Origin of the sequence: Collinsella aerofaciens (genome assembly GCF_015552075.1) — a bacterium.
Classification (GTDB): Bacteria; Actinomycetota; Coriobacteriia; order Coriobacteriales; family Coriobacteriaceae; genus Collinsella; species Collinsella aerofaciens_Y.
Genome location: NZ_JADNDZ010000061.1, coordinates 1 through 6,988 on the forward strand (window position 1 = coordinate 1; position 6,988 = coordinate 6,988).

At 58.3% G+C, this 6,988-nt stretch carries 5 protein-coding genes and 1 pseudogene; 5 read left to right on the forward strand and 1 reads right to left on the reverse strand.

Features of this window, described 5'->3' with window-relative positions:
* The first annotated feature begins 290 nt into the window (after positions 1–290).
* The 5 genes from I2D41_RS04395 to I2D41_RS04415 all read left to right on the forward strand — a co-directional run bounded on the left by I2D41_RS04395 (position 291) and on the right by I2D41_RS04415 (position 6,233).
* A complete protein-coding gene (locus tag I2D41_RS04395; RefSeq protein ID WP_195363664.1) occupies positions 291–1,967 on the forward strand; it encodes a peptide ABC transporter substrate-binding protein in 1,677 nt (558 codons plus the stop codon).
* A gap of 156 nt (positions 1,968–2,123) precedes the next feature.
* Positions 2,124–3,161, forward strand: coding sequence for an ABC transporter permease (locus I2D41_RS04400; RefSeq protein ID WP_195363665.1), 1,038 nt, complete (start codon positions 2,124–2,126; stop codon positions 3,159–3,161).
* Positions 3,162–3,175: 14 nt separating this feature from the next.
* Positions 3,176–4,111 (forward strand): ABC transporter permease, encoded by a 936-nt coding sequence (locus I2D41_RS04405; protein ID WP_035138881.1) that lies wholly within the window; start codon positions 3,176–3,178, stop codon positions 4,109–4,111.
* Positions 4,112–4,113: 2 nt separating this feature from the next.
* Complete coding sequence (locus I2D41_RS04410; protein ID WP_195363666.1) at positions 4,114–5,205, forward strand: ABC transporter ATP-binding protein; 1,092 nt, start codon at positions 4,114–4,116, stop codon at positions 5,203–5,205.
* Entirely contained in the window at positions 5,205–6,233 is a 1,029-nt protein-coding gene (locus tag I2D41_RS04415) for an ABC transporter ATP-binding protein (protein WP_022094888.1), read from the forward strand. Before I2D41_RS04410 ends, I2D41_RS04415 begins: the two co-directional genes overlap by 1 nt.
* A gap of 380 nt (positions 6,234–6,613) precedes the next feature.
* On the opposite strand, the pseudogene I2D41_RS10015 reads toward I2D41_RS04415, so the two are convergent.
* A pseudogene (locus I2D41_RS10015) lies at positions 6,614–6,904 on the reverse strand (transposase); the annotation flags it as partial.
* Positions 6,905–6,988: the final 84 nt, after the last annotated feature.

Below are 6,988 nucleotides of genomic sequence, written 5' to 3' on the forward strand. Positions count from 1 at the left end.
GGCCCGTGGGTTATACCCTAAGAGCAAACCACCCTTTTTAAGGGTGGTTCTGATTTACATATTTGTAACAGAGTCAAAATATCCTCATATACTTCGCCCAACTAAAGAAAATCTCGACCGTTAACCGGAATTAGCCCCAAATCGTGCATAAAATGCGCTACAGTATTGCAATACGTTGGCCCGCTTTGTATAACCAGCCAAAACGGCGGACCGCGTTTGAATGGTTCGATTGGGCTGTCTTGACGTTGCCCGACCGAACTTACTTTGTCCTATCTCATAAGGAGGATGGCATGGCTGATTCTATGTTCCACCAGCCCGTTATGGGTCGTCGCGCCTTTGTCGGCGGTACCCTTGCTGCGAGCTCCATGGCTTTTCTTGCCGCATGCGGCAAGAAGGGCGGCGACGCTTCCGGTTCTGAGTCCGTTTCGACGCTGAACTTCTACATCAACAACCCGGTCTGCATCGACCCCTATAACGTCCAGGAGGACCAGGGCACTCAGGTCGAGTACCAGCTCTTTGATGCTCTGACCTCTTATGACGCCGAGAAGGGCGAGATTGTTCCGCTGGCTTGCGAGTCCTTTGAGGCCAACGACGACGCCACCGAGTTCACCTTCAAGATCAAGAAGGCCAAGTTCCACAACGGTGACGACGTTACCTCCAAGTCCTTCAAGCTCAGTTGGGAGCGTCTGGTCAACACCAAGTCGGCCATCGCTACCGAGTACGGCCCTTCCGAGGTCTCCTATCACCTTTCTATGGTCGAGGGCTATGACGACCTGCTTGCCGGTAACGCTACCGAGCTCAGCGGTGTTACTTGCCCCGACGATGAGACCCTCGTCGTCAAGCTGTCTTCCGCTTACGCCGACTTCCCCTTCGTCGCCTCTCACCCGGCTCTGGCCCCGGTTCCCGAGTGCGCCGAGTCCGATGTCAAGAGCTTCTATCTTGCACCGGTCGGTAACGGCCCGTTCATGATGGACGGCAAGTGGGAGGATGGTCAGGAGATCAACCTTAAGAAGTTCGACGATTACTATGGCGACAAGGCCAAGATCGATGGCATCCACTTCCAGGTCATCAAGGACATGGAGACTGCTTACAAGGAGTTCCAGGCCGGTAACCTCGATGTCTGCGACGTTCCCGTCGCTCAGATCGATGCCGCCAAGAAGGATCGCGGCGTGTCCAAGGACGGCTACACCATGGGTGACGGCGAGCGCATGCTGCTCGGCGCCGAGCCTTCCACCTACTATCTGACCTGCAACACCACGGCCGAGCCGTTCAACAACGCCGACCTGCGTAGGGGCATCTCCCTGGCCATCAACCGTGAGGCCATCTGCAAGACCATCTTCAAGGGTACCCGTACCCCTGCCGACGGCATTGTTCCTCCGGGCATCGATGGCTACAAGGAGGGCGCATGGGAGTTCTGCGCCTACGATGTCGACAAGGCTAACGAGTACCTCGACAAGGTTGCTCCCGCTGGCGCTAACGGGGATCGTGGCATTAGCGTGACCCTGTCCTACAACCAGGACGGCGGTCACAAGGAGATCATGGAGTCCATCATCGGCGACCTCGCCAAGGTTGGCGTTACCGCTGTCTCCGATACCCCTGAGTGGTCTGCCCTGCTCGAGCAGTATCAGAACTTTAACTATCAGTTCGGTCGTCTGGGTTGGATTGCCGACTACCCGATTATGGACAACTTCCTGTATCCGCTGTTCCACTCTGACTCCCTCGGTGCCGACAACCGTTCCGGTTACAACAACCCCGAGTTCGACGCCAAGGTCAACGAGGCTCGCACTACTGTTGACGACGAAGAGCGCGTCGCTAAGATGCAGGAGGCTGACGCTATGGTCGCTGCCGACTGCCCGGTCATCCCGGTGATGTTCTACACGCACACCATCGTCGGCTCCGATCGCATCAAGCACCTCTATGTCGATCCGCAGAAGCACGCCGAGCTGGGTACCGCTGAGCTCGCCTAAGAGTTTGCAGCTTCCGTGAGGGTCAAGTATTTACGTAGACCTCATGGGAAACATACAGTTCTCCCTAACCTGGGGTAAACTGGCTGATCGTAATTTTGGGATGCCGGTCTGGCGATCGGCATCCCATTTAGGTTAATCCCTAGATAGGGGAGTGGTATGGGTAAGTACATCGTTAAACGTGTGCTTCAGTTCATCCCGGTATTTTTGGGCGTTACGCTGATTCTGTTCGCCCTCCAGAATATCGTGCCGGGAGATCCGATCAAGCTGATCGGTGGAGACAAGGCTCTGTCCCCCGAGGTGGAGCTTCAGCTTCGCGTTCGCTATCACCTGGTCCAGTCGGACGAGGACGGCAACGCGATCCTTGACGAGAACGGCGACCCCGTTCAAACGTCGCTTGTGGACCGTTACTTGTATTACATGAACGGCCTGCTTCATGGCGATCTGGGCAATTCGTATCAGCGCAAGCTGCCGGTTACGGATATCTTTGCCCAGAAGTATCCGTATACGGTCAAACTTGCCGCGTGCGCCATCGTGCTCGAGGCAATTATGGGTATCGGTGCGGGTATCATTTCAGCGGTAAAGCGTTATTCCTTCTGGGATATTTTGGTAACGCTCACCACGTCGATCCTCGTTGCGGTCCCGGCCTTCTGGCTCGGTATGTTGCTGCAGCTGTTCTTTGGCGTCATCCTCAAGGACGCCACGGGCGGTGCAATCTCCATGCCGATCTCGGGTGCCGGCGGTTCCAGCTCTCAGTATCAGGATTGGATGCACTATGTGCTTCCGACCATTACGCTGGCTTCGGTTTCGACCGCTTATGCTGCGCGCATCATGCGCTCGCAGCTGCTTGACGTCATGAACCAGGATTACATCCGTACGGCAAAGGCCAAGGGTCTCTCCAATCGTGCGATCATCGTCAAGCATGCGCTTAAGAATGCACTCATCCCCGTCGTTACCTATATTGGTGTCGACTTTGGCGGTATGCTTTCGGGCGCCATCCTGACCGAGACGGTCTTTAACTGGCCCGGTATCGGCTATGAGGTCTATCGCGCCATTAGCATGCGTGACTGGCCCATCGTTATGGGCGGCGTTACGCTCATCGTCGTCGTCGTTATGGTGATCAACCTGCTCGTCGACATTAGCTATGCATTCCTCGACCCGCGCATCCGCCTTGGCGGTCCGTCGGATAAGGCCTAAGGGAGGTACGTCTCATGCAGGAAACTGATTCTCAGTCTCAGGAGCAGGCTACCGCCACCAAAGCCGCATCTGCTCCCGCCAAGTCCCGCACGCTGTGGGGCGACGCTTTTAAGCGTCTTCGCAAGAACAAGCTCGCCGTTATCGGTGTCTGCTGGATCATCATCGTCGTTGTGGTTGCCCTGACCGCAGATCTGTGGGCTAAGCCCTGGCTCGGTTCGCCGACAGCTTCCGACTCGACCACCATGGCCGAGACGTCGCTGCTGGCTCCGTGTGCCGAGCACCCGTTTGGCACCGACGCCCTTGGTCGTGACATTCTCGTCCGCGTTATCTACGGTGCGCGCGTTTCGCTGTCCGTCGGAATTATGGCCACCGCGATCTCCACGCTGATTGGTCTGGTCATGGGTGCTCTGGCCGGTTTCTACGGCGGCATCTGGGATACGATCATCATGCGCTGTGCGGACATCTTCCTGGCGTTCCCGTACGTGCTGTTCGTTGTCGCCATGATCGCCGTTATCGGCCGTGGTCTTCAGAACGTCTTTATCGCCATCGGCATTCTTGGCTGGCCTTCGATTGCGCGCGTCTTCCGCTCTGCAATCTTGACGGTCAAGGAAAACGACTATGTTGATGCTGCGCGCGCGATGGGTGCATCTGATGCTCGTATCGTTGTACGTCACATCTTCCCGAACTCCGTCGCCTCCATCGTGGTCTACGCGACCATGAACATTGGTGGCGCCATTCTGACCGAGTCCGCTCTGTCCTTCCTCGGCATGGGCGTTATTCCGCCTACGCCTTCGTGGGGCTCCATGATTCAGGACGGTCAGCAGTATCTTCTGACTGCTCCGTGGATGATGATCATGCCCGGTCTGGCAATTCTCTCGACGGTGCTCGCCTTCACCCTGTTGGGTGACGGTCTGCGCGACGCCCTCGACGTCAAGATGAAGGACGCATAAGGATGAAGAAGAACAAGGACTATGTGGACCTGAAGGACCAGCCGGTTCCCGAGGGCCAGCATCTGCTCGAGGTCGATGACCTAAAGATGTATTTCCACACCGAGGATGGCGTCGTTCGCGCTGTCGACGGTGTCTCCTACACGCTCGATCGCGGCGAGACCCTGGGCGTCGTCGGTGAGTCCGGCTCTGGTAAGTCCGTGACCGCCATGACCATCATGGGCCTCATCTCGATGCCTCCGGGAAAGATTGAGGGCGGCGACGTTCGCTATCGCGGTCGTTCTATCCTCGAGATGACTGAGGAAGAGATGCAGCACATTCGCGGTAACGATATCGCGATGATCTTCCAGGATCCTATGACCTCCTTGAACCCGGTCTATAAGATCGGCAAGCAGGTGGGCGAGGGCCTTCGTCTGCACCGTGGTTACTCCAAGCAGGAGGCGCTCAAGCGTGCCACCGAGCTTCTGGACCTCGTTGGTATTCCCGAGCCCGAGAAGCGCGTCAATGAGTATCCGCACCAGTTCTCTGGCGGTATGCGTCAGCGCGTCATGATCGCTATGGCTCTTGCCTGCGACCCCGATATCCTGATTGCCGACGAACCCACGACGGCCCTGGACGTTACCATTCAGGCTCAGATTATCGAGCTCATGCAGGAGATGCAGGAGAAGAACGGCAACGCCATTATCATGATCACCCATGACCTGGGCGTCGTTGCCGATATGGCCGACAAGATCATGGTTATGTACGCCGGCCGTCCCGTCGAGTTCGGTACTGCTGAGGAAATCTTCTACGAGAGCCGCCATCCCTACACCTGGGGTCTTATCCGCTCCATCCCGGAGCAGGCCATCGAGGAGAAGAAGCCGCTGACGCCGATTCACGGCAACCCGCCTTCGCTCATGAACCTGCCCGAGGGCTGCGTGTTCTCGCCTCGTTGTCCCTATGCGACCGATAAATGCCGCAAGCAGCGCCCCGAGCGCGTTGTCACCGAGTCTGGTCATTACTCTGCGTGCCACTACTCCGGTGACCCCGAGTTCCTCAAGAACGCTCCTGAGACGTCCCGTACGCGTAAGGATTCCAAGAAGGGAGGCGAGGCGTAATGGCAGATACCAACGAGCGTACTCCGCTGCTGAAGGTCGAGCACCTCTCTAAGGAGTTTCCCGCTGAGTCCGGCATGTTCGCCAAGCGCTTCTCCAAGCGTGTCGTCTCTGCTGTGAATGACATTTCGTTCGAGATTTATCCGGGCGAGACCTTTGGCCTGGTCGGCGAGTCTGGTTGCGGTAAGTCCACCACGGGCCGCACCATCATGCGCCTGACCAAGCCGACGGCAGGCAAAGTGTTCTTCCAGGGCAAAGACGTTGCCGAGATGAGCAAGCACGAGATCAAGGACATGCGTCGCGAGATGCAGTTCATCTTCCAGGATCCCTATGCTTCGCTCAACCCTCGTATGACCATCGGCGAGATTGTTTCTGAGCCCATGACCATTCATGGCGTTGGCACCAAGGAAGAGCGTATCGAGCGTGTCCGCGAGCTGCTGGACGTCGTCGGTCTGAACCCCGAGCACATCAACCGCTATCCGCACGAGTTCTCGGGCGGCCAGCGCCAGCGTGTCGGCATCGCCCGCGCGTTCGCTCTGAAGCCCAAGCTGATCATCTGTGACGAGCCTGTCTCTGCACTTGACGTATCCATTCAGGCCCAGGTTCTGAACCTTCTTAAGGAGCTCCAGGACAAGTTCGGTACGGCTTATCTCTTCATTGCTCACGACCTCTCTGTCGTGCAGCATATCTCCGACCGTGTTGCCGTTATGTATCTGGGTAAGATGGTCGAGGTTTCGGACTGGAAGACGCTCTACAGTGAGCCGCACCACCCGTACACGCAGTCGCTGCTGTCTGCCGTGCCGGTGCCCGATCCAGATATCCAGAAGACCCGCAAGCGCATCATCCTCGCTGGCGATCCGCCGTCGCCGCTGGATCCGCCGACCGGCTGCCGTTTCCACACGCGCTGCCCGATCGCGCAGGGTATCTGCTCCGAGAAGCTTCCCGAGTTTAAGGAAGTTGCCCCGGGCCACTGCTGCGCGTGCCACTTCGCGGAGCCGTTCCCGATCAAGGAATCGCACATCGACCTGTAGCCGGTTGTTATCGTCCGGGCCCGCGCTGGACTTAGTTTTCAGAACGTCCTCGACCATGGAAACCCCCTTATCCTGCTCCTTCGGAGCCGCGGATAAGGGGGTTTCCTGGTCTGACGCTCCTATTTGGCAAGGTGTTTTTTAGAATCCATTTTGCGCTCGGCCTCGAAGGCCTGCCTGTCCCAATCGAGCGGGAGCCCCGCCTCGACCCACGCCTCGTAGGCCCTCCTTATGGGCTTGAGCTCCCTTTGGCCCCTCTCCAGCATCGAGATGTACTTCTCGCTGGTGCCCAGTATGGACGCCGCCCTCACCTGGCTGACCTTCGCCGCGCGCCTGGCCGCCACGAGCTCCGAGGCGTCCTCGGGCCTCCTGATCTCGTGCGGGCGCATCAGCGCCCGGTACGCCTCCCTGGCCACGTAGCGCTTGAGGCACCTCATGACCTCCCTGTCGCTCTTCCCCCGCGCCCTCGCCCTCTCGGCGTACTCGGCGGTCTCGGGGTCGCGCATGACCCTCTGCCTCGCGATCTCGTGCAGCGCGCTGTTCGCCTGCCGGTCGCCGCCCCTGTTGAGCCTGTGCCTCACGGTCTTCCCGCTCGAGGCGGGGATGGGGCAGGCCCCGCATATCGCCGCGAACGACGCCTCGGAGCGCATGTGTTTCGTCAAGAGGATTTGAGCAAAAAGAGCATCGGAAATTGAGCAGCCTGAGCATCGGAAGCGCGCACGCTTTTTGAGCGGCTAGCCCTCCTGCATGAGGGCATG

Bases quoted from the DNA above. Each gene is read 5' to 3' on its own strand.
- I2D41_RS04405 (WP_035138881.1), top strand. From the start codon at position 3,176: ATGCAGGAAACTGATTCTCAGTCTCAGGAGCAGGCTACCGCCACCAAA.
- I2D41_RS04400 (WP_195363665.1), top strand. From the start codon at position 2,124: ATGGGTAAGTACATCGTTAAACGTGTGCTTCAGTTCATCCCGGTATTT.
- I2D41_RS04415 (WP_022094888.1), top strand. From the start codon at position 5,205: ATGGCAGATACCAACGAGCGTACTCCGCTGCTGAAGGTCGAGCACCTC.
- I2D41_RS04395 (WP_195363664.1), top strand. From the start codon at position 291: ATGGCTGATTCTATGTTCCACCAGCCCGTTATGGGTCGTCGCGCCTTT.
- I2D41_RS04410 (WP_195363666.1), top strand. From the start codon at position 4,114: ATGAAGAAGAACAAGGACTATGTGGACCTGAAGGACCAGCCGGTTCCC.